19 protein-coding genes and 3 pseudogenes are annotated in these 19,447 nt (G+C 57.2%); 14 read left to right on the top strand and 8 right to left on the bottom strand.

Going from position 1 to position 19,447, the window contains the following annotated elements; translation table 11 throughout:
* Positions 1-10 precede the first annotated feature (10 nt).
* Both ACHMW6_RS18695 and ACHMW6_RS18690 read left to right on the top strand, forming a co-directional pair.
* On the top strand, positions 11-442 hold the full coding sequence (locus ACHMW6_RS18695) for a type II toxin-antitoxin system RatA family toxin (RefSeq protein ID WP_395398844.1): 432 nt from the start codon (positions 11-13) through the stop codon (positions 440-442).
* A complete protein-coding gene (locus ACHMW6_RS18690; RefSeq protein WP_395398842.1) occupies positions 435-719 on the top strand; it encodes an RnfH family protein in 285 nt (94 codons plus the stop codon). The genes ACHMW6_RS18695 and ACHMW6_RS18690 overlap by 8 nt, the downstream gene beginning before the upstream one ends.
* Here the strand turns inward: ACHMW6_RS18690 and ACHMW6_RS18685 are convergent.
* The 3 genes from ACHMW6_RS18685 to ACHMW6_RS18675 all read right to left on the bottom strand — a co-directional run bounded on the left by ACHMW6_RS18685 (position 714) and on the right by ACHMW6_RS18675 (position 1,527).
* The gene (locus tag ACHMW6_RS18685) at positions 714-929 is read right to left on the bottom strand and encodes a hypothetical protein (RefSeq protein WP_395398840.1); all 216 of its coding nucleotides are present in this window, start codon (positions 927-929) and stop codon (positions 714-716) included. The genes ACHMW6_RS18690 and ACHMW6_RS18685 overlap by 6 nt on opposite strands.
* A 69-nt stretch (positions 930-998) precedes the next feature.
* Entirely contained in the window at positions 999-1,331 is a 333-nt protein-coding gene (locus ACHMW6_RS18680) for a hypothetical protein (RefSeq protein WP_395398838.1), read from the bottom strand.
* Positions 1,237-1,527 carry a DUF4124 domain-containing protein gene (locus ACHMW6_RS18675; protein WP_395398836.1) on the bottom strand — a complete coding sequence of 97 codons (291 nt, stop codon included), beginning with the start codon at positions 1,525-1,527 and terminating at the stop codon, positions 1,237-1,239. Before ACHMW6_RS18675 ends, ACHMW6_RS18680 begins: the two co-directional genes overlap by 95 nt.
* A gap of 154 nt (positions 1,528-1,681) precedes the next feature.
* Here ACHMW6_RS18675 and guaB point away from each other — a divergent pair, with 154 nt between their 5' ends.
* From guaB to ACHMW6_RS18655, 4 genes and pseudogenes are all read left to right on the top strand, one after another.
* Positions 1,682-3,142 (top strand): IMP dehydrogenase, encoded by a 1,461-nt coding sequence (gene guaB, locus ACHMW6_RS18670; RefSeq protein WP_395398834.1) that lies wholly within the window; start codon positions 1,682-1,684, stop codon positions 3,140-3,142.
* Between the two features lie 65 nt (positions 3,143-3,207).
* Positions 3,208-4,808, top strand: a pseudogene (guaA, locus tag ACHMW6_RS18665) (glutamine-hydrolyzing GMP synthase).
* 364 nt (positions 4,809-5,172) lie between these two features.
* Positions 5,173-6,369: an IS256 family transposase gene (locus ACHMW6_RS18660; protein ID WP_395398832.1), complete on the top strand. Its 1,197-nt coding sequence runs from the start codon at positions 5,173-5,175 to the stop codon at positions 6,367-6,369.
* A 229-nt stretch (positions 6,370-6,598) separates the two neighbouring features.
* Positions 6,599-7,791: pseudogene (locus tag ACHMW6_RS18655) on the top strand (tyrosine-type recombinase/integrase).
* On the opposite strand, the gene ACHMW6_RS18650 reads toward ACHMW6_RS18655, so the two are convergent.
* Positions 7,778-7,906, bottom strand: a complete 129-nt coding sequence (locus ACHMW6_RS18650) for a helix-turn-helix transcriptional regulator (protein ID WP_395408650.1) — start codon at positions 7,904-7,906, stop codon at positions 7,778-7,780. The pseudogene ACHMW6_RS18655 and the gene ACHMW6_RS18650 overlap by 14 nt on opposite strands.
* 101 nt (positions 7,907-8,007) lie before the next feature.
* Positions 8,008-8,406 (bottom strand): hypothetical protein, encoded by a 399-nt coding sequence (locus ACHMW6_RS18645; protein WP_395398830.1) that lies wholly within the window; start codon positions 8,404-8,406, stop codon positions 8,008-8,010.
* A 480-nt stretch (positions 8,407-8,886) separates the two neighbouring features.
* Here ACHMW6_RS18645 and ACHMW6_RS18640 point away from each other — a divergent pair, with 480 nt between their 5' ends.
* The 6 genes from ACHMW6_RS18640 (at position 8,887) to ACHMW6_RS18615 (ending at position 13,157) form a co-directional block, all read left to right on the top strand.
* Entirely contained in the window at positions 8,887-9,324 is a 438-nt protein-coding gene (locus tag ACHMW6_RS18640; RefSeq protein WP_395398828.1) for a hypothetical protein, read from the top strand.
* A 74-nt stretch (positions 9,325-9,398) separates the two neighbouring features.
* Positions 9,399-9,707: a hypothetical protein gene (locus tag ACHMW6_RS18635; RefSeq protein WP_395398826.1), complete on the top strand. Its 309-nt coding sequence runs from the start codon at positions 9,399-9,401 to the stop codon at positions 9,705-9,707.
* 17 nt (positions 9,708-9,724) lie between these two features.
* Positions 9,725-10,729, top strand: a complete 1,005-nt coding sequence (locus ACHMW6_RS18630) for a toprim domain-containing protein (protein WP_395398824.1) — start codon at positions 9,725-9,727, stop codon at positions 10,727-10,729.
* A 169-nt stretch (positions 10,730-10,898) separates the two neighbouring features.
* Positions 10,899-11,510: a hypothetical protein gene (locus ACHMW6_RS18625; protein ID WP_395398822.1), complete on the top strand. Its 612-nt coding sequence runs from the start codon at positions 10,899-10,901 to the stop codon at positions 11,508-11,510.
* Positions 11,491-12,855 carry a conjugal transfer protein TraG N-terminal domain-containing protein gene (locus ACHMW6_RS18620; RefSeq protein WP_395398820.1) on the top strand — a complete coding sequence of 455 codons (1,365 nt, stop codon included), beginning with the start codon at positions 11,491-11,493 and terminating at the stop codon, positions 12,853-12,855. The genes ACHMW6_RS18625 and ACHMW6_RS18620 overlap by 20 nt, the downstream gene beginning before the upstream one ends.
* Before the next feature lie 29 nt (positions 12,856-12,884).
* Positions 12,885-13,157: a hypothetical protein gene (locus ACHMW6_RS18615; protein ID WP_395398818.1), complete on the top strand. Its 273-nt coding sequence runs from the start codon at positions 12,885-12,887 to the stop codon at positions 13,155-13,157.
* Between the two features lie 94 nt (positions 13,158-13,251).
* Here the strand turns inward: ACHMW6_RS18615 and ACHMW6_RS18610 are convergent, their stop codons facing one another.
* Positions 13,252-13,629 carry a hypothetical protein gene (locus tag ACHMW6_RS18610; protein WP_395398816.1) on the bottom strand — a complete coding sequence of 126 codons (378 nt, stop codon included), beginning with the start codon at positions 13,627-13,629 and terminating at the stop codon, positions 13,252-13,254.
* A 1,928-nt stretch (positions 13,630-15,557) separates the two neighbouring features.
* Between ACHMW6_RS18610 and ACHMW6_RS18605 the strand changes: the two genes are divergently transcribed.
* Together ACHMW6_RS18605 and ACHMW6_RS18600 are read left to right on the top strand one after the other, a co-directional pair.
* Positions 15,558-16,298 (top strand): DUF1003 domain-containing protein, encoded by a 741-nt coding sequence (locus tag ACHMW6_RS18605; protein ID WP_395398814.1) that lies wholly within the window; start codon positions 15,558-15,560, stop codon positions 16,296-16,298.
* 70 nt (positions 16,299-16,368) lie between these two features.
* Positions 16,369-17,564: pseudogene (locus tag ACHMW6_RS18600) on the top strand (IS256 family transposase).
* Between the two features lie 548 nt (positions 17,565-18,112).
* Here the strand turns inward: ACHMW6_RS18600 and ACHMW6_RS18595 are convergent.
* Together ACHMW6_RS18595 and ACHMW6_RS18590 are read right to left on the bottom strand one after the other, a co-directional pair.
* A complete protein-coding gene (locus tag ACHMW6_RS18595) occupies positions 18,113-18,295 on the bottom strand; it encodes an ATP-binding protein (RefSeq protein ID WP_395408649.1) in 183 nt (60 codons plus the stop codon).
* 388 nt (positions 18,296-18,683) lie between these two features.
* Positions 18,684-19,250 (bottom strand): hypothetical protein, encoded by a 567-nt coding sequence (locus ACHMW6_RS18590; protein ID WP_395398812.1) that lies wholly within the window; start codon positions 19,248-19,250, stop codon positions 18,684-18,686.
* Positions 19,251-19,447: the final 197 nt, after the last annotated feature.

Raw genomic sequence — 19,447 nt, 5'->3', positions numbered from 1 at the left:
CGGTTACTCAATGGCAGTAGTACACAAATCGGTATTCCTGGGATATAGCGCCGAGCAAATGTTTGAATTAGTGGCAAAGGTCGAGGATTATCCCAAATTTTTGCCCTGGTGTGGCGGCGTTGAAATCCGCGAAAAAGGGGAGAATACGATTGTGGCCAGCCTTGGGATCAATTACCACGGCGTCAAGCAGCATTTCACGACCTCGAATGTGAATACGCCGCATACCACGATCCAGATGAAGCTGGTGGACGGTCCTTTCAAGGCTCTCGACGGCACCTGGACTTTCAAGGCCCTGCGCGAGGACGCCTGCAAGGTCGAACTGGACCTGCACTATGAATTCTCCAGCAAGCTGCTGGAACAGGTGATCGGTTCCGTGTTCGGCTTGATCGCCAATTCCATGGTCGATTCCTTCTGCAAGCGCGCCGAGACGGTCTATGGCTGAACGCATCAAGATTACCCTGTGCTACGCGCCGTCGCCGGTGCCGATCCTGTACGCGCTGGAAGTGGACGAGGGTACAACCATCGGCCAGGCCATCGAAATCAGCGGCATCCTGCAAGAAGCGCCTGAAATCAATCTCGTGACCATGCCGGTCGGCATTTACGGCAAGAAGAAAACGCTGGATACCGTCCTCCGCGCCCGCGACCGCATCGAAATCTACCGGCCCCTTATCGCCGACCCCAAGGACGCACGCCGCCGCCGGGCGAAGAAGTCTTCATAAGACGTGCTGCGATCGCAGCAGGAGCCCGAGTGCCGCCATTTGGGCAGCGAACAGGATACCGGTGTGCCAGCGCATTTCCATGCGCAGGTCACGAAAGCCCTGTTCCATTCGCCGGTCGAAGTCATCCAGCCGCTTGATGATGAATTCGACGCCGACTTCGAGCCTGCCGATGCGCGCCTCGTGAGTTGCGTTGCGGTCGTCCCCGTTCATTTCAGCCTCCTTGCTGGTTGGCCTCTTCACGAACAGTCAGACCTCCGACATGGCGGCGGAGTTCCCTGCTTATTGGCAGTTTTGCGCCAGCAGCGCCTGGTTTTCCTTGATGCGCCTGGCGCGCTGGGTGTCGTCGATGAAAGAACGCTCGCCGCCGGCGTCGATGTCGATGATGCGCTGTCCGCTTTCGAGCGCGGCAAGGTTGGTGCGGGTCTTCTTGCAGTTCTCGGCCTTGCTGGCGGCCTGCTGTGCATCCTGGGCGGATTTCTGGTCCTTCTCGGCCGTGTCCAGCCGGCGCTTGTTAAAGTCAGCGTTGCGCTCGGCGAGAGTAGGGCGCGCCTTTGACCTTTGCCTCGGCAGGCTCGGCGGATGGCGCAGCTGCTGCATCGGCAGCCGGCGCATTTAGCTGCTTGCGCAAATCCGACATCTGTCCCGGCGGCGCCTTCAGGATGCGGCCAGGCGGCACGGAGGGCGGCGGCGGCTGGTCGGACAGCTGCTTGACGCCGCGTTCGTTCACCCACATCCACTGTGCCTGCGCCGGCAGCGCCGTTGCCAACGTTGCAAGCACCAGTGCCAAACCGCTAATCCGTTGATTCATAAGAGCATTTCTCCATATAAAGCAGCCCTCATTTCACCCTGAATAGGAGCACCTGTCAAATAAATTGCTTCGTGGAATCTACCCGCCAGAGGGAAGGCAGCGACGCAAAGTAAATTTTTCTGTATAATCTGCTTTTGCGCCTATAGGAAATACTATGCGTCTTCTCCAAAAAGCACTCACCTTCGATGACGTGCTGCTCGTCCCAGCGTATTCCAACATCCTGCCTGCGGATACGTCCCTCAAGACTCGCCTGACCCGCAACATCACCCTGAATATCCCTCTGCTGTCCGCAGCAATGGATACGGTTACCGAATCGCGCCTGGCTATCGCCATGGCACAAGAGGGCGGCATCGGCATCATTCACAAGAACCTGAAGCCGAAAGACCAGGCCCGCGAAGTGGCCCGCGTCAAGCGTTTCGAAGCTGGCGTTCTGCGTGACCCGATCACCATCCCGCCGGACATGAAGATTCGCGACGTGATCGCTCTCACCGAGCAGTATGGCATCAGCGGCTTCCCGGTCGTGCAGGGCAAGGAAGTGGTCGGCATCATCACCAACCGCGACCTGCGCTTCGAACAGGAGCTGGACGCGGAAGTGCGCGCGAAGATGACTCCGCGCGAAAAGCTGGTCTACGTGAAGGAAGGCGCGAGCACCGAAGACGCCAAGCGCCTGATGAACAAGCACCGCCTGGAGCGCGTGCTGGTGGTCAACGACACCTTTGAGCTGCGTGGCCTGATCACCGTGAAGGACATTCAGAAGTCCACCGAACACCCGAACGCATCGAAGGACCAGCATGGCAAGCTGCTGGTAGGCGCGGCTGTTGGCGTGGGCGCGAAAGATGAAGAGCGTATCGACCTGCTGGTCGCTGCAGGCGTGGACGTGCTGGTGGTGGACACCGCCCACGGCCACTCGCAGGGCATCCTGGACCGCGTGAAATACATCAAGACCAAGTACCCGCACGTTGACGTCATCGGCGGCAATATCGCCACCGCGGCCGCAGCGAAGGCGCTGGTCGAATACGGCGCGGATGCAGTGAAGGTCGGCATCGGTCCTGGCTCCATCTGCACCACCCGTATCGTGGCCGGTGTGGGCGTGCCGCAGATCACCGCGATCGCCAACGTGTCCGAAGCGCTGAAAGGCACCGGCGTACCATGTATCGCTGACGGCGGCATCCGCTTCTCCGGCGACATCTCGAAAGCACTGGCAGCCGGCGCATCGACCGTGATGATGGGCTCCATGTTCGCCGGTACCGAAGAAGCACCGGGCGAAGTGATCCTGTACCAGGGCCGTTCCTACAAGTCCTACCGTGGCATGGGTTCCCTGGGCGCGATGACCGATGGCTCGGCCGACCGCTACTTCCAGGACGCGACCATGAAGGCCGACAAGTTCGTCCCTGAAGGTATCGAAGGCCGCGTGGCTTACAAGGGCTCCGTGCTGGCGATCATCTTCCAGCTGGTGGGCGGCGTGCGCCAGTCCATGGGCTACTGCGGCTGCGCCACCATCGATGAACTGCGCGAGAAGGCAGAATTCGTCGAGATCACTTCCGCCGGCATGCGCGAATCGCACGTGCACGACGTCCAGATCACCAAGGAAGCGCCGAACTACCGTTCGGAATAAGGCTTCACTGAACGCCGGCGGCCCCGCCGGCGTTTTACTATTTCCTCCTGCTTTTTCGCTTAGACATGCACTCTAAAATCCTCATTCTCGATTTCGGTTCCCAGGTGACCCAGCTGATCGCGCGCCGCGTACGCGATGCCGGTGTTTTCTCCGAAGTCTACCCGTATGACGTTGACGAAGAATTCATCCGCAACTATGGCGCCGCTGGCGTGATCCTGTCCGGTTCCCACAACTCCACGCTGGAAGGCGATTCGCCGCGCGCACCGCAAGCCGTGTTTGAGCTGGGCGTGCCGGTGCTGGGCATCTGCTACGGCATGCAGACCATGGCTGCGCAGCTGGGCGGCAAAGTGGAGAATGGCCTGGTGCGTGAATTCGGTTACGCCGAAGTGCGTGCGCGTTCGCATACCTCCCTGCTGAACGGCATCAACGACTTTGTCACCGACGAAGGCCACGGCATGCTGAAGGTCTGGATGAGCCATGGCGACAAAGTGCTGGAGCTGCCGCCGGGCTTCGTGCTGATGGCGTCCACCGAATCCTGCCCGATCGCCGCAATGGCCGACGAGCAGCGCCACTTCTACGGTGTGCAGTGGCACCCGGAAGTGACGCACACCGTGCAGGGCAAGGCCATGCTCGGCCGCTTCGTGCACGAGATCTGCGGCTGCAAGGCCGACTGGAATATGCCCGACTACATCTCCGAGGCGGTCGAGAAGATCCGCGCCCAGGTGGGTACGGATGAAGTGATTCTGGGCCTGTCCGGCGGCGTCGATTCCTCCGTGGCTGCTGCGCTGATCCACCGCGCCATCGGCGACCAGCTGACCTGCGTGTTCGTCGACCACGGCCTGCTGCGCCTGAACGAAGGCAAGATGGTGATGGACATGTTCGCCAAGAACCTGGGCGTGAAAGTGATCCAGATCGACGCGACCGAGCAGTTCATGGGCCACCTGGCCGGCGTGAGCGATCCTGAGCAGAAGCGCAAGATCATCGGCCGTGAATTCGTGGAAGTATTCCAGGCGGAGTCGGCAAAGCTGGTCAACGCCAAGTGGCTGGCGCAAGGCACGATTTACCCAGACGTGATCGAGTCCGCAGGCAAAGGCAAGAAAGGCCAGACCATCAAGTCGCACCACAACGTGGCGGCCTGCCGGAAACCATGAAGCTGCAGCTGCTGGAACCGCTGCGCGAACTGTTCAAGGACGAAGTGCGCAAGCTGGGCGTGGCCCTGGGCCTGCCGCACGAAATGGTCTACCGTCACCCATTCCCGGGTCCGGGCCTGGGCGTGCGCATCCTCGGCGAAGTCAAGAAGGAATACGCCGACCTGCTGCGCCGCGCGGACGCCATCTTCATCGAAGAACTGCGCAACACGCCATACGAAGGCGCTGTGATGCAGGGCGAGGAAACGCCGAAGAACTGGTACGACGCAACGTCCCAGGCCTTCGCCGTGTTCCTGCCGGTGAAGTCGGTCGGCGTCATGGGCGATGGCCGCACCTATGACTACGTCGTTGCGCTGCGCGCCGTGCAAACCCAGGACTTCATGACCGCCCATTGGGCTCACCTGCCGCACACGCTGCTGGGCAAGGTTTCCAACCGCATCATCAATGAAGTCCGTGGCCTGAACCGCGTCGTGTACGACATCAGCGGCAAGCCGCCTGCTACCATCGAGTGGGAATAATTCCCGTCTGGCTGCACCACGCAGCGCTCGGCATTAAACCAAGCCTAAGCCCCTGATTTTTCAGGGGCTTTTTCTTTTTCTGGTGGCGAAATCTGGCAAGGCTGGCACCCGCAAGCACCTCTTTCATATGGATCTGGACGTGGTATTGCGCCAAGCGTTCTGGTGCCGCCAGGTCAATACCATGTTGAGGGATGAATGCGGATCATGGTATCGGAATCACGTAAGTGGTGATGGTGCCCCAGGGTGTGGTGTATGAAGAGGTCGCCGGAGTCGGCGTTTAGGAAGGCTGCTTGAGGGCGGCCATTGTGATTCTTAAGGTAATGTTGGGTTTGCGAAGACCTTAACTCAACCTAAGGGAAACACAATGACCAACGCCACTATCGCACTATCCGAGCTCGCCGAAAAGGGGGCGGATGCAGATTTCATCCGTCAGACCTTGCAACATGCCTTGCAGCGGCTCATGGAAATGGACGTGGAAGCGCTTTGCCAGGCCGCCTATGGCGAGCGCAGTGATGAACGCATCAACAGCCGCAACGGCTATCGCGACCGCGCTTATGAAACCCGGGCCGGCAAAGTCGATCTCAAAATACCCAAGCTGCGCAGCGGCAGTTATTTCCCCGGCTTCCTGGAGCCACGGCGCACAGCCGAAAAGGCGCTAACAGCGGTGATTCAGGAGGCCTATATTCAGGGCATCTCCACCCGCTCAGTCGATGAACTGGTCAAGGCTATGGGCATGACCGGCGTCTCCAAGAGCCAGGTCTCGCGGCTGTGCGAAGAGATCGATGAGCGGGTACAAGCTTTCCTTGGTCGGCCTATCGAAGGCGATTGGCCTTACCTGTGGATCGATGCCACCTACGTTAAATCGCGTCAGGCCGGCCGAGTTGTGTCAGTGGCCGTGATAATCGCGGTGGCCGTCAACACTGACGGCGTGCGCGAAATCCTTGGCGTGGCGACCGGCCCTTCCGAGGCTGAGCCTTTCTGGACCGAGTTTCTGCGCGGCCTGACGCGGCGAGGGCTGCGTGGCGTTAAGCTGGTTATCTCGGATGCCCATGAAGGGCTGAAGGCGGCCACCAGCAAGGTGTTGAAGACAACTTGGCAGCGTTGCCGTGTGCACTTTATCCGTAACGCCCTGGCGCATGTTGGTAAAGGCCAGCGCCAGGCCGTACTGGCCATGATCAATACCATCTTTGTGCAGGAAAGCGCCGAGGCAGCCAGCGGGCAGTGGCGAACAGTGGCCGACCAGCTGCGGGCCAAATTCTCCAAGCTGGCTGCCATGATGGATGACGCCGAATATGAGGTTCTATCCTTCATGAGCTTTCCCAAGGCGCACCGAACCCAGATTCACAGCACCAATCCGTTGGAACGCCTGAACGCCGAGGTCAAACGCCGCACTAACGTTATTGGCATCTTCCCCAATGACCGCGCCATCATCCGGCTCGTGGGCGCCTTGATGCTGGAGCAAAATGACGAGTGGTCACTGCAACGCCGATACATGCAGCTTGAAGGATTGCAGTCCTTGAGCGACAATCAGTCCGCACGGCTCTCTGCCGTGATCAACTGATCGGGGACCCAGCCCCTTGAGAATCACTTCTCGTACACCACTCCTGGGGACACCATCTAAGTGGTTGATAAAAAAGAGAAAAGTGGCACGATACCATGACCCTTTTCGCGCATGGTATTGAAGCACGATTTCGGCCCGTTTTCCCGACGAAAGCGGGTGTTTTGGGCCGCTAACGTTTTGATTTTATGGGGGAAATAGGGATGATCATGGTATCGGAAGGGAGGCGAAAATGCTGTCAGATACGAAGCTGCGAAGTTTGAAGCCGGGCCCGCGTGCCTACAAGGTGGTGGACCGGGATGGCCTGTATGCGATGGTGCTGGTTTCTGGCGTCGTCTCATTCCGCTATAACTACACTGTCAACGGGCGCCAGGAAACATTGGTGCTCGGTCGATATGGGGCGGGGGACTCACGCTGGCGGAGGCGCGCGAGAAGTTGGGTGCGGCCAGAAAGCTGGTGGCCGAAGGTTTGTCGCCAACACAGCACAAGCGGCGCCAAAAACTGCGTCAGGCAGGGGAGGAACCCTTCGGTGAGTGGGCCGAGCGTTGGCTCACCAATTATCGTATGGCTGAATCGACGCGCGATATGCGGCGTTCCGTTTATGAACGTGACCTGCAGCGTCCTTTTGGGAAAATGCAGCTCCATGAGATATCGCATGACGAACTGCGCGCCCTGTGCGACAAGATCGTGGCGCGCGGCGCGCCGGCCACGGCCGTGCACGCGCGGGAGATCGTGATGCTGATATTTCGCTATGCCGGCCAGCGTGGCCACGAACACCCGAACCCTGCCGACAAGGTGCCGCCATGCGCGATAGCCACGTTCCAGCCGCGCGATAGGGCGCTCAGCGCCACCGAGATTCCCTGGCTGTACGAGTACCTGGAAAAGGTGCAAAGTGCTCCGACGTTACGCCTTGCGGTCGAGCTTTTGCTCCTGACCATGGTGCGTAAATCCGAGCTGACCGATGTCACCTGGGAGGAGATCAACTTCACCAACGGCATCTGGACGATTCCGGCGCAACGGATGAAGCGGCGTAACCCGCACAACGTCTATTTGTCACGGCAAGCGATCGACATGTTCATCGCATTGCGCACGTGCGCCGCTGGCTCGAAGTATGTGCTGCCGTCGCGCTATGACGCTGATCTGCCGATCTCGAACGCAACGCTGAATCAAGTAACCACGTCGGTCTCGCGTGTTGCGCGTGAGGCGGGCAAGCCGCTGGCCGACTTCTCGCCACACGACCTGCGCCGCACCGCATCTACGTTGCTGCACGAAGCCGGATACAACACCGACTGGATCGAGAAGTGTCTGGCGCACGAACAGAAGGGGGTGCGTGCTGTCTACAACAAGGCCGAATACGCCGAACAGCGCCGGGCCATGCTGCAAGACTGGTCGGACATGATCGATCAGTGGGTCAAGGCTTCCTGAGTGCTGGCGCTGGTTGTGCCACTGCGGCTTCCTGCTGCTTCGCGATCCAGGCGTCGACTTCGCTGAGATCCCATGCCACCGATCGGGCAGTGATGGAAAAGCGTTTGGGGAACATCGCCGCGGCGTTCCAGTTCAAGGATCGTTCGTTCGCCGAGCGGTACCTTTTGCAGAAGCTGTTTGCGTTTGATGAGGACTCGGCCGGGCGCCATCATGTCGTTAGTGGTCAGGGTGCGAGCATTCATGCTTATCTCCTTCGATCGTCGAATTAGGAAGGGTGTTCGCATGGCACTTGGCCTCCAGATCCACCAGCGATTGATTCAGCCGGGCGAGCCGGGTGTCGAATAGCTGCCGGAGTTCCTGTTCGACTTTATCAACATCTTCGCCAGGAACCTTCATGCGCGCGAACACGGCAATGAAGTGGAGGTTCATCTGCGTGATATCGAAGCAGCGCAGGTAGAGGCGCTTTCGTTCTGGGCTCGATAGATGAATGCTGATCTTTCTGCTAGCGGATTCGATCCGTGTCAGGTCGGCTGCAGCCTGGCGGGCCAGCAGCTTACGGTTAGTCGCGCCATGGTCAGCTTTGATCGTCAGTTTCGCTTCTGTTGGTGAGTTCACGGTGGCCTCCGCAGGTGTCGCTTACGTCCGATCCTGACTCGGTAGAAGAGGGCGCACAAGCCGAAAGGTGGTACGGAATTGCCCATTTTCGCTGAGACGTTGGCGCTACATGCGGATATGTCGATGAATGGCTGCGGCCTATTCTTTTCGTTGAACAAGCATTGACGCTGCTAATGCAATTTCCTACATTGGATCCAAGCGCTTCGCTCGAACTCTAAACGCTGAAGCCGAATCTCCTCGAATTTTCCGACGGTAGCTGGCAGCCCGTCCAGAACGGCATCAGCCGAAGTAGTCAAGCTAGCCCTTTCTTTTGCCGGCATGTGCCGGTTTCTTCTCGATCCTCACGGGACATCCGTCCCGTGGGGATGATTGTCTCGCTCTTCATTTCTAAGGGAGACAATCATGAACTAGTCCGCCCACACGGCAGACGGTGTTTGCTTGCCATCGAGCCGCGATACCGCTGTCGACCCCTGGCACCAATTGCTGAACGACGATACTCCGATCGAGTTTTCGGAAGAAGATGTCGTGCGCCTGCATTGGTGGCTGCTCCAGAAGGTCAGGCTGCTTAGTAGTCCAGGCACGCCGCTGGCCGAGAAGTTCGAAATCATCCGTTGGGTGTTTACCGACCCCGATCGCGATACCAAGCCATTCTCCTTCGTGAACTGCCTGCACGTTGTGTCGTGCAGTCCGCTCTCCGAATTGCCCTTCATAGGGTCACTCGACCCGGAAGAGTTGCGCGACTGGCTGCGAGTACGTCTGCGTCGCTGGCTTGAGGCCACGATCAGCACCTATCCGAAATGGGTTCAGGAAGCGGTCATGGCAAACCCTAACTGGGTGGCCGACTGCCTCGCGAAGAATCCCCAGTGGCTGAACGAAGAGGTCAAGCGTCACAGCGAACGCAACGACCTATTTTCTTAATTCGCTTGTTTACCGGACGACCAGGCCCCAAGGGGCTGACGCGTGGTCGGCCGCGCATGTGAAAGGAGACCATCATGTCTGAAGAGGTTTCGATTGCTCTACGCTCGGACCAGCATTACGTACAGGTGCACGCCCTGAGCGAACTGGAGTATTTGGTGAAAGAAAGCGAGATCGTTACTGGCTGCATGGGCCGGCTGTTCCATATCCGCAGTCAGGACAGGCCCGTCAGGATTTCACTTGAATTCGGCGGTTTCGTCATTCGCAACATGGGACGAGACGATGCAAGCCGAGAGATGTATCTTCCGCGCCGGCTGTTAATGGACGCCCTGATTGGCCATGCCCTCAGGAGCGGCATGCTGTTCACGCGGCGACTGACTGGCTGACCGTTCCTGGAGGCGTCATGACCAAGGAACAGTTCGAAGAACGCTTCCAGCTGGCGCGCACCAGTGCCTTTGGGCGTTGGACCGGCCTGCTTTTGGCCCTGGGAGTGAGTGAGAAAGTGCTGAACCGGAAGAATCAGCCGTGTCCACTGGCGGGATGCGGTGGCACCGACCGATTTCAGTACACGGACAAGTTCGGCGATGGCAATTACGTCTGCCGGGCTTGTGGTGCGGGTGGCGGTTTCAAGCTGCTCATGGGCTACTTCGGATGGCGTGCAGCGACTGCGCTTTATCGCGTTGAACGCAGCCTGTGCATGCTGCCTGCGTTGGCTACCACTGCGGCGGCGCCCAAGGACACCCAAGCGCTCATTGAGCGAATTCTGTCCGAAAGCACGCCCGTTGAGCGTGGTGACGAGGTGGACCGCTACCTGCATAACCGGGGCTTGGGAATGTCTGAATATCCCGACGCCTTGCGAACGCATGTTTCGCTGGGATATTACGAGCTGGACGCCAAGACTGGGAAGCCAGCGCTGGTATCTCGCTATCCCGCCATGGTCGCATGCATTCATGACCGGCATGGCAGGGTGGTGTCGCTGCACCGCACGTACCTGCAGGACGGGCAGAAGATCCCCGGCAGGAACGCTAAGAAGCTGCTTTGCGGCGGCGTCGATGGCGGTGCGATCAGATTGACGCCTGCTGGCCCCGATCTCGCAGTCTGCGAAGGTATCGAGACCGGCCTGGCCATCCTGAAGCGGACAGGCCAGTCCATTTGGTCGGGGATCTGCGCTGGAAACCTGGAGCGGATGTGGATACCGGAAGAGGTTCGTCGTTTGCGTGTCTACGGCGATAACGATGCCGATTCTATGTTTGATGGCCAGGCGTCGGCCTTCGGGCTGGCGCGCCAGTTCCTTAAAAGGCGTGTAGTTGGAGAGCGGCGCACGGCGGAGGTCTTCATTCCCCGAGCTGCCGGCGCTGATTGGGCGAACGTGCTTGCACAGCAGACAATCGTTGAACGGGCCGCCTGATCGTTGTGGGCGCTCCGTGCGCCACCGCGTTTTGAGGCTTCGACGGAGCCTTGAGTGTGTACCCTTTGGCACTTCGTAGTACCGGCATTTTGTCGGATCGATTTCAACCCCGCGGGGGCCTGTTCCCCGGTCGGGGACGGGCCGTCCGCCTTTTTTCTGGAGTTCCATCATGAAGACTGGACGTAAACTAATTGACCTGGCGACCGAACTCGAACGTCAGGTTGCCGCGAAAAGGGACTTGATCGTTCCCGCAAAGATGATGCACAGCGCGACGCTCGAGTCCCGTCATTGTGGTCTGGTTGTCGACGAGGCAGAGGGAGCAGTGCGGTACCCACTCAGCGAATTGGCCTGCTCCCAGCTAGCGAAGAAGCTGAGCATACCGTTTACCTACTTCAAGCTGATGCGGGAACAGTCCCCGGAGCTGTTGGATCAAAATATCAACGGTTGGCTGCGTATTAACGCACCGGATAGCTACATGGTGCGTACGCTCGACGGCAGGGCACGGGCATTCCTGTCCACGCGTTACCGTCGCCTGGACAACTTCGATCTCGCCATGAGCGTGATGCCGATCCTGAAGGAACTGCCTGGTGCGCGGTTCGAATCAGTCGAACTGACTGAATCGAAGCTGTACCTGAAGGTGGTCAGCTCGAAGCTCGAATGCGAGGTGGCACCGGGCGACATACTGCAGGCCGGCGTCATTGTCAGCAAACGGGATCGCATCTGCCGCCTCCAGCGCCGCCGACATTATCCGTCAGAACGCCTTGATCAACGCGGTAAATGACACAAGTCTTTTGGCGGGGCAGAAAATTAACGATCCGGCCTCAATGTTGCTGGCCGTAGGTAGGGCTCAGTCCGTCGCGCAAACCAACGCAGCTTGGCTCAATAACGGAAAAGTCGCCGAGCAGGCGCTGCCCGTGATACGGAATACGATTGAAGCGATCGTGTACGCTATCTTCCCTATCGTAATTCTGCTATTGCTCATGACTGGCGGGCGAGAGACCATGATCGGACTGAAAAACTATCTTTCGGTCCTGATCTGGATTCAGCTTTGGCCACCGCTTTACGCGATCCTTAATTATATGGCCATGGTTCATGCCGCGCGTGAGTTGGCGGCGGCCGCGTCGGTGGGCAATGGGATTAGTGCGCTGTCGCTAATGACCTCCTCATCGATTTACTCTGGCGCGATCTCAGGTGAGGCGGTGGTCGGTTACATGACGATGAGTATTCCAGTTATTGCATGGGCGGGCTTGAAGCGGATGGAGACCTTTGGTAGCGCGCTTATCGGCGGTGTGGCCACGTTACAAAGCGTGGTGAGTTCAACTACGGGATCCGCCGCCACTGGCAGCGTAAGCCTTGGCAACACCAGCATGGATCAGATGGCGATTGCACCCACCAGGTCATCGGCGTTTTTCCACGGCAGGCAAAACGACACGTCTGGGAACATCTACACCAGTAACGCCTTGAGTGGCCTAACCTCGGTGAAAGCACTGGCGAATGAAGGCCCGGTGTCGCGCGTGGTTGATACCAAGGTCTCTCAGCAACATGTGATCGCTGCCAATAGTGCGGTCACCGCTGCTCGGTCTGAGTCTATTGCGGCATCCCGTGAGAAAGCCGCGGCGTTGAGTGAAGTCGTGATGAACGCTGCAACCCGATCAATGAGCCACGCTAGTTCGGAAGGTTCTGGATTTGGGAGTAGCGAGACGGAGGGGGCACGAGTTGGCGCCCTGCAGCAGATAGCGAGAAATGTGTCCAAGACGACCGGCGCAAGCGAGCAGCAAGTAGCAGCAGTCGCCTTTGGTGGGAGCGCCTATCTCAGTGCCGGCATTCCGAGTGCGGCAGGGAAGTTTCTTCCATTTGATGGCGGTGGCCAGATCTCCGCGACAGGGCGCAAGAGTTATTCAGCATCAATACAACAGCAGGATCAATTGATAAGTACTGCGCTAAGTAGCGAGGACAAAGCGAAGTTCAAGGCCTTTGCGGACACTGTCACCAAGAACACTGGTGTAATCGATTCCTTAGTCTCGGATGCCAAAAAAGGCCATGAGCTCTCAGCGAGGCATTGCAGGAAGCGTGTGCGATCGCCCGCGGTCCACGCGGTCACATCGGTCGCCCAGGACTTACGCTGAAGCAGTCGCTCGATCTTTTTTCCAACGTTGTGCGCCAGGTCGGCCTGACGAAGAAGGAGTTGGGTGTAACGCCGCACGGATTGCGCCACCAGTTCGCAGGCGATCTTTATTTCGATATCGCACGCGTAAAGGCGCCGGTGCGCGGTGGTGAGGTGGTCATTGATCGGGCGGTGATGTTGGATGCCTATCGACAGGTTGCGCGTCAGCTCGGGCACAACAGGCCGCAAATCAGCAACGCTTATTTAGGTCAGCCACGTGTTATGCGCAGGAAGGTGGCCACGGTTGGCGGAAGCGAGGGATAAATCCCCACATATGATGATCGACTTTCTGCTTTGACTGTGCTGCTTTGTGTTGGGTGCGTAGAGCTACACTTCCATTCTTACATATAAAGATAGTTCATTTTTCGACCCGGCTGCTCCCTGGAGGGGCAATCGGTTTTCGGACAAATGGCCATTGGCTGTAATCTGGGATTTCGGCAGACACGCTTGATGTCCCTTCATTTCCTGCGCCATCTTCGGCATGATTGGAGTCGTCTGCGTCAACCTCAGCAAGGTAGTCTGGTTGGACGGCGTCGAGGAGAGTGTCATTACTCAGCACTTTCGCTGCGGTCATCTCCTCATCCTGAGGCGCGCAACCACCCTCACCGAGCATCGTGGATTTTGAAAGTTCATCCTCGCTTGCGGCATCCATTTGGGGGGCGCCTTCAAGAGTTGGTTGCTCGGCGGTTTTGGCGAGGTGTTTGCTAGAGGTGTTACCGATTTGGTTCGTTTCCATGGTCTTGCTCCGAAATGAGAGTGATACCCCTATGGAGCGGGCTTTCACATGGTAGTCGAGCGCAGCACAGTAACCGTAGGCGCACATGCCTTGTGGTCGTAGGTGCAGGTGCCAACGGATTTGAACGAAGGGCTGTCGCGCGAGCTATTGCGCGAACATCGATGGCGGTGTCTTTGTTCACACCGGCCGCAGCGGGACAGCAGTTTATGATTTCTTGCGCGGAAGTGGAATAATTCTTCTCAGCGGCGATCGACTAGTCGATCTAATCGTGCATCGAGAGTTGGTACATTGGAAAATGGATGGCAAACTCAGTGACAGTAACCGTATACACCGTCGTCTGCAAAAGCGGTCAGCGCGGCACGGAATTCAGTGACCCAGGGCTCGCTGCGCGAGCATTCTCTCAGGCCAATGAGCAGGATCGGCCATTTGTGCTGCGCCATCGGGGGAGCCGATCGGTCGTCATTGCAGGCACGAGGTGTGGCCGGAAAGTGTTGAGTTACGAGAGCGTTGGTGAAGAAACCTTCAGTGAAGCCTTTCGCTCGTTACTTGCTCACGAAAACTGACAAAATGCCGCAGATCCTATGGGGATGCGCCGTCTGGTCCAGTTCGACGACCTGACATCGATTGTTATCGTCGGATCTGTCATCCTTTTTCACATCTCCGCCTTCTGCTTGGCCAAGAGCTGCCCATCAGTTCTCGGATGTAGACTATGAAACAAATAGCTTCTGATTCTGCCTTTGAATGTGAATTCCGGCACAGCGCGCTACCCAAATTGGGTGTAGGTTCAATGTAAAGACTACCGACTCATGTCTGGTATAGAAGGAGCTCTACCTCCACACGCCAAACCTCTAAAATCCCGCTGGGATTCTTGAGACTTTGCCCATCTTTGGTTTGGCCCGCATTCGCGGGCCTCTTTCTGAGTGGACTTGGGGCTCTCGGCCGCAAGCAGCCGGTGAGAAAAACCTTCAAGAGTTTTGGTGTAGAACTAAATGGAAAAGCGAGCAGTTGCAGATATAGTTGGCCCCTGGATTGATTTAGGCATCGACTCGAGCCTCATTGGTCGGTGTCGCGACAACTGGTCGGTGCCTGTCGAGTGCTGCTTTAAGTGTAGTGTAGTGAACAGTCGAAACCTACGGCCAGAAATTGTAGGTTGGAAATTAAGTGCTATCCTGAATTACAAGCCCCCGAATTGATGCCTGAACGCTCCGTCCAAGTGCTTTGCCCGCGTACGCGGGAATTTTTTGTCATTAAAATTCCCGAGGAGAATTCGCTGACCGCCAGTAATAAGGCTTGATTTTACTCGAGTGGCAAGCGGAAGCATTAAGATCAGCAGCGTTTGTTTATACATAGGCTTTCGGATTCGGAACTGGTCGAAGTGGCTGCGCAATGTGCGGCCCAGGAAGACACCGCCAGAAAAGTATACCGGCAGATCCCTTGCGCCTTCGGCACCTCCACTCTTTGTACAGCTATCGACGATGGTCGACCTAAGCATGTCGATCACCTTTCCCGTAGTTCTGTGGACTCACATGGCTGCCATCGTTGCGTGCGCGGGGGAGCGGTGGTAAATTTCCGATTTCCGCTTTGAGGTTATTGGGAGATCGAAAAGGGAGAGTTCCGGTCCAGTGGCGTTCATGGCGGAACTTCCGCTTGAAGACTCTTTTCAAGAGTACGCCTTTACTGGTTCGTGCGTTGGCGCCGTGATATTGTGCATCGATCCAGTGTTGCCCTTGCTTTTGCGTACTGAACTCATGACGCCGAGGTCTGGAAACGCAAATTCTTTCAGCGCTTGGCAGGTTTTCCTGGGAACAATGACGCGGGACGCTCGTCTCCGGACATCGCCGATGCCAACCACGGTAGTGAGTTCGAAATTCTGATCACCAGTTGGGCTATAGTGAGCGAATCAATTCCGGGCATTTTGGGGAGGTTGTATGAACTCATCTCAAACCGATAGCTTGTCTTCGGCAGGCGAATCCCATGTCGATCATTTGCGTTTTCATCGCCAGCATGAGCACCTATCCAAGACGTTTGGCAGCGACTTGTTCGGGGTGAGGGCGGAAGCCTTTGCGCGCTTTTTCGGGACCCCTGTTTTTCTTGGTGTACAGACCATCATTGTCGCCATCTGGATTGCAGCCAATGTGCTGGACCTCACTCATTTTGACGTCTACCCATTCATCCTCTTGAATCTGGCATTCAGCTTGCAGGCGGCCTATGCAGCACCGCTTATCTTGCTGGCACAAACACGCCAGGCGGCGCGGGACAGTGCGCACTCTGAAGCTGATGCCAAACACCGCGAAGCAATCGCCGTTACATCGGCCCAGCACTCCATGCAAATGTTGGAGCTGCTCCGCCAGAATACTGAACTGACAGAAGTCACAAGGACGATGGCGGAGCGAATTGAAAAGTTGACGGCGGAACTCCACCATCACTTGCTGCAGAATAGGGCGCGAAAAAAACTGAGATTCAAGAATTGCAACTTTGCTCTCGCCCCTTGCTGTTGGGAGAGCCGTAAATTAAGTAACTTCAGCAGTAGCCATTTGCTAGTTCGCCGGCGAGGCCCGTTAGTCTCGCGCATGGTGATACATTTCTGCATCAGCGTAAAAGCGCGATGGTGCCCCAGGGTGTGGTGTATGAAGAGGTCGCCGGAGTCGGCGTTTAGGAAGGCTGCTTGAGGGCGGCCATTGTGATTCTTAAGGTAATGTTGGGTTTGCGAAGACCTTAACTCAACCTAAGGGAAACACAATGACCAACGCCACTATCGCACTATCCGAGCTCGCCGAAAGGGGGCGGATGCAGATTTCATCCGTCAGACCTTGCAACATGCCTTGCAGCGGCTCATGGAAATGGACGTGGAAGCGCTTTGCCAGGCCGCCTATGGCGAGCGCAGTGATGAACGCATCAACAGCCGCAACGGCTATCGCGACCGCGCTTATGAAACCCGGGCCGGCAAAGTCGATCTCAAAATACCCAAGCTGCGCAGCGGCAGTTATTTCCCCGGCTTCCTGGAGCCACGGCGCACAGCCGAAAAGGCGCTAACAGCGGTGATTCAGGAGGCCTATATTCAGGGCATCTCCACCCGCTCAGTCGATGAACTGGTCAAGGCTATGGGCATGACCGGCGTCTCCAAGAGCCAGGTCTCGCGGCTGTGCGAAGAGATCGATGAGCGGGTACAAGCTTTCCTTGGTCGGCCTATCGAAGGCGATTGGCCTTACCTGTGGATCGATGCCACCTACGTTAAATCGCGTCAGGCCGGCCGAGTTGTGTCAGTGGCCGTGATAATCGCGGTGGCCGTCAACACTGACGGCGTGCGCGAAATCCTTGGCGTGGCGACCGGCCCTTCCGAGGCTGAGCCTTTCTGGACCGAGTTTCTGCGCGGCCTGACGCGGCGAGGGCTGCGTGGCGTTAAGCTGGTTATCTCGGATGCCCATGAAGGGCTGAAGGCGGCCACCAGCAAGGTGTTGAAGACAACTTGGCAGCGTTGCCGTGTGCACTTTATCCGTAACGCCCTGGCGCATGTTGGTAAAGGCCAGCGCCAGGCCGTACTGGCCATGATCAATACCATCTTTGTGCAGGAAAGCGCCGAGGCAGCCAGCGGGCAGTGGCGAACAGTGGCCGACCAGCTGCGGGCCAAATTCTCCAAGCTGGCTGCCATGATGGATGACGCCGAATATGAGGTTCTATCCTTCATGAGCTTTCCCAAGGCGCACCGAACCCAGATTCACAGCACCAATCCGTTGGAACGCCTGAACGCCGAGGTCAAACGCCGCACTAACGTTATTGGCATCTTCCCCAATGACCGCGCCATCATCCGGCTCGTGGGCGCCTTGATGCTGGAGCAAAATGACGAGTGGTCACTGCAACGCCGATACATGCAGCTTGAAGGATTGCAGTCCTTGAGCGACAATCAGTCCGCACGGCTCTCTGCCGTGATCAACTGATCGGGGACCCAGCCCCTTGAGAATCACTTCTCGTACACCACTCCTGGGGACACCATCAAAAGCGCAGTGACAACAGTGTTGCTTAACTAGATAGTGCCGAGGCAGGTGGTCTGCGACGATGCTTAGCATCAAAGAGCACACGCATAACCAGCGTTGAGGAAACAGGGTAAAGTTTGAGGAGCGACTCAGCATATTGAATGCCGCGCGTGGTCGATAGCAAAAGGGCTTGGTCAACAACCTGGGCCAGGTCCTTATTCCGACGAGTCGGGGGCAAGCCTTACTCGATTCAGCAAGTTGGTTCAGAGCGCTGCGTTGCTCACTCAAATGGGCAGGGTGTTCTGCATCTGATCCTCGTCTCGCGCCATACTTCGAAAGGATACGCAGAGCTACATCAGGCGGCACGTGGTGCCGTCGCAGATGCGCCCATGCGTTGACAGTTCCCCATAGCATGTCGACATCTAAGCCAGTGGCCAAGGTGTTTGCCAGCGGGCGATTCAATCGAATGTAATGTTTCATGTTTATTGGAGAAACGGTGTTCGAACTAGGATCTACCTATTAAGCGATGGCAGGCATTCATAGCGTGGCAACGTAATTGTAAACACGCAGCCCACATCCGGCAGGTCGCGCACACTCAGACGGCCCCCATTCTCGACGACAAACTGTCTGGCGATCGTCAGGCCCAATCCCAGTCCAGAGCGGTCCGTTCCGCCTTGCTCAAATGGTTGGAACATGCGTTCAGCCAAGTCGGCTCCTAGTCCCCGCAGTGGTCGGATACTTCGATCAGGACACTGTCATCGATAGCGCGGCATGCTAATGTCACCTCCGTGTGCAAGTGCGTAAATTTGAAGGCATTTTGTAAGAGATTCACGACTGCAGCCAGCAGCATAGGCCGATTTCCCCGTATGGCCAATTGCGGGTCGACAGGCATGATATTCAGTTGGCATTGCTTAGCCACTGCCGTCAACGCTGACGTCGCTTCGATCTCTGCGACAAACTCCGCAAGGGAGAAGGTATCCCGAATGGCTTCGAGGTGCTCATTACGCACAAGCGAAATGGTGCCTTGAATCAGACTGGCTAAACTGTCTAGACTGCGGCCCAAAATATTCCCAGTCGCGCCGCCTAGGTTAAGATTTCCAGCTCGGCAAGCTGAATAGGCCAATTTGGCGGTACCAAGTTGGTTACGTAGCTCGTGGACAAGAAGCCCATTCGCCTATTTTCTTCGGCATTGTGGCGGTCTGTTTCGATAAAATCGTGCTCGCTGCTAAAGGCGGTAACCGCGTAGGCGATGGCATAGTCGAGGCAGCGATTCAATGTCCTGAACTCGTCGACAGAAAAAGGGGCAACACGCTCGACCGCCAAGTCGGTGATGGCCTGGCACAAATCACCATAGTTGTGAACCACTTCGTCGACCGTAAATCCCAGGGCAAGCATGTCCTGTCCGTGTAGTGTCGCCGACGCAACTACCTCACCATGCGAGCTGCCGCGATCAGGGGCGGCCTCATTTGCTTGCCCTTCAAGGACGCAATTCGATTGTTCCGATCGCAGCGTGCGTATCAGCTGTTCAAGAAACATCGGTACGCCATTTTGCAATTGCTCTGCCGTCGCAGAGTGCGCACGCGTGGCGACTTTTGCTCTACAGCGAGCGATGAGTTCCATACGATTGTTCGCCAGGAAATCGTGCAACATAGAGGGCGCCCTCCTGCAATATTGGCCCAATCGAGAAAACGCTTTTGTTGAACGACCTAGCCAAGTGCAATAGTGGCTAAACAATGAAAAACGAATCTTGCTCTACCAGTATAGATAAGATGCCCGGCAATGCCATCGATTGGAGTGCCGATTGTCTTGACTGGTCTATATGTTGGTAAGCGTACAGAGAACAACTT

Origin of the sequence: Pseudoduganella sp. UC29_106, from assembly GCF_044055365.1 — a bacterium.
Lineage (GTDB): Bacteria > Pseudomonadota > Gammaproteobacteria > Burkholderiales > Burkholderiaceae_D > Rugamonas.
Note: the sequence above shows the minus strand (reverse complement) of the source record. Positions and strands in the feature narration are given on the sequence as shown.